This window comes from Archangium sp. (genome assembly GCF_036389735.1).
Taxonomy (GTDB): Bacteria; Myxococcota; Myxococcia; order Myxococcales; family Myxococcaceae; genus Archangium.
On sequence record NZ_DASVWK010000925.1, the window covers coordinates 1 to 2287 of the forward strand.

At 63.6% G+C, this 2287-nt stretch carries 1 protein-coding gene and 1 pseudogene; one reads left to right on the forward strand and one right to left on the reverse strand.

Annotated features, from left to right (window positions below; all coding sequences use genetic code 11):
- Window positions 1–358 precede the first annotated feature (358 nt).
- Window positions 359–568 (forward strand): annotated as a pseudogene (locus VF794_RS32825) (transposase); the annotation flags it as partial.
- A gap of 14 nt (window positions 569–582) precedes the next feature.
- On the opposite strand, the gene VF794_RS32830 reads toward VF794_RS32825, so the two are convergent.
- Window positions 583–1887 (reverse strand): hypothetical protein, encoded by a 1305-nt coding sequence (locus VF794_RS32830; protein WP_331117060.1) that lies wholly within the window; start codon window positions 1885–1887, stop codon window positions 583–585.
- Window positions 1888–2287 lie beyond the last annotated feature (400 nt).

Below are 2287 nucleotides of genomic sequence, written 5' to 3' on the forward strand. Positions count from 1 at the left end.
GTTGGGCTCCTTGACCCGCCTCTGGGAGTCTCCCGGCACCCGCGTTTTCAATCTGGGGAACGTCACCTTCCCGGGTGGGCCGACGCCAGGGCGTTGAGCCCACCGGTAGGCCCCCGCCATGTTGCGCGTATGTCGTACGAGCCTGCGGAATGACCTGGAACAGGGCGGGACAGGAGGGGACGCGGAGGGATAGCAACTCCCAAGCATTCCGAGCCGTTACGAGGTAAGGGCGCGATTCTGCTGGGAGTTTCGCACCGCTCGGCGTGGGTTCGATTCCCGCCGCACGAGGAGGTGCGGATCGCCTTGGAGGTCCTGACAAAACCTGGCCACACGGCGGGAGCATGCCCACTTTCTGCACATGCCTCGCCGCGAACTGGTTCCGGACGCCTTCTGGCGCCGCATCCAGCCCCTCCTCCCCCTCGCCCTCCCAAGCCACAGGGAGGGCGGCCTCCGGCGGACGACAGGGCCTGTTTGCGCGGCATCATCTTCGTGTTGAAAACAGGCATCCCGTGGGAGGAACAGCCCCAGGAGGTAGGTGTTCGGCGCCAGTGTCATGACGTGCTGGCGCCCACAAGGGCTCCCTCAGAGCGAGAACTTGGAGAGCAGCAGATAGTTGGTGTTGGTGCTGTCGGTGTAGCCGCCGCTGGCGATGAAGCCCCCATCACTGGTCGTGGCGAGGCTCTGACCGGACGTGACCCAGGTGCTGGGGTAGGGGTAGAAATCCCAGAGCGGAGCTCCGCTGTTGTCCAGCTTCATGAGGCGGAGGTTGCGCTGGGTATCGGACGGGGTGATGGAGCCCGCGATGACGTAGTTGCCATCACTCGCGACCTTGACATCGTTCAGATAATCCCCGCGAGTTCCCCCATTGAGGCTCTGGGCCCAGAGGGTGCCGCCCGTGGTGTTGAAGCGGACCGCATAGAAGTCGGCGCCCACCGTGGACGACCCCGGATAGATGTAGCCCACGGCCACGTAGCCGGTGGAGGTCGCGGCCACGGCCTGCAGGTACGCGAACCGTCCCGAGTTGACCTGGAAGAGCGTCGAGCCGGCGCTGTTCACCCTCACGGCGTAGCCATAGGTCTCCCAGGTCGTCGAGGACACCTTGACCTGCCGGGAACCGACGGCGACATAGCCACCGCCTGGAACGTTGGCGACGCCCTTGAACTCGTAGGTTCCATCCGCGCCGCTGGTGAACGGCTTGATCCACTGCACGGCTCCCGCAGAGGAGTACTTCACCATGTAGGCATCCTGGTAGCCCAGGTTGCTCTGGGTCTTGCCGACGATGATGCACCCGCCGTCCGGGGTGACCTCCATGGCGTTGGGGTACTCGTGGAGGGTTCCGCCGTTGGAAAGCTGCCAGTAGTAGTTGCCCGCGGAGTCGGTCCTGACGAGATAGAAATCGAAGTTGGTGTTGGCGCTCTGGAAGATCTGTCCCGCGATCATGAACCCGCCATCACTCGTCTGGCGGACTTCGACTCCGGATTCCGCGTTGGTGGTGCCATAGGCATAGGCCCACTGGACATTCAGGAAGGCGTCGAGCTTCACCAGGATGATGTCGTCATTGCCCAGTGCCTTGGTCGTGCCGGTGAATGCATAACCCCCGTCGCTCGTCTGGATGATGGAACTGGTACTTCCCTCGGAGAACAGGGCGTTGCCTTGCAGGGTGGGGGCGACCGCGAGCGAGTGGTACTCCGAAGCGACGAGCGCCGTGACGTCCACGCCCTTCGCGAGGGGGGGCGTGTCGAGCCGCTGGACGGCGTTCGGGCCCATCAGGGCCACGCCCTGCGGCTGCTCCAGCGTGTCGACGGCGTCGGAGGCGGAGCCCCCGCAGGCAAGCTGGGCGGCGAGGCCCGTGGTGAGCATCAGGGTGTTCCAGGAGCGTCGAAGCATGGTGGTTCTCCAACTCATTCGAACGGGATGGTTCCTTCGAACAGGAAGGAGCCGACGATGTGGAAAATGATGCACACAATCCGCGCTCGAAAATGAAAAGGCGAGGTGGGCTTGCACCGGTTTACGTGGACAGTAGGGTCATGCTGCCCACTTCTGCGGTAAGGACATGAGCATGAAAGATGGGGCGCTTTGAGGATGGCGGGCTGGTGCAGAGGGGCCGAGCAGGGCCGCTGACGGGCGGAGAAGTGGGTACTCAAGCCCACCACTTTCAAGGTCGGGCGGATGATACTACCTAGCAAGGGAAGCTAGCAGGGAAGCAGGCAAGAATTCGAGGAAGCAGCACCGGGCTACCGCCAAGGTCAACTTCCAGAGACTACTCCGGAGGGAAGGACCATGGCCC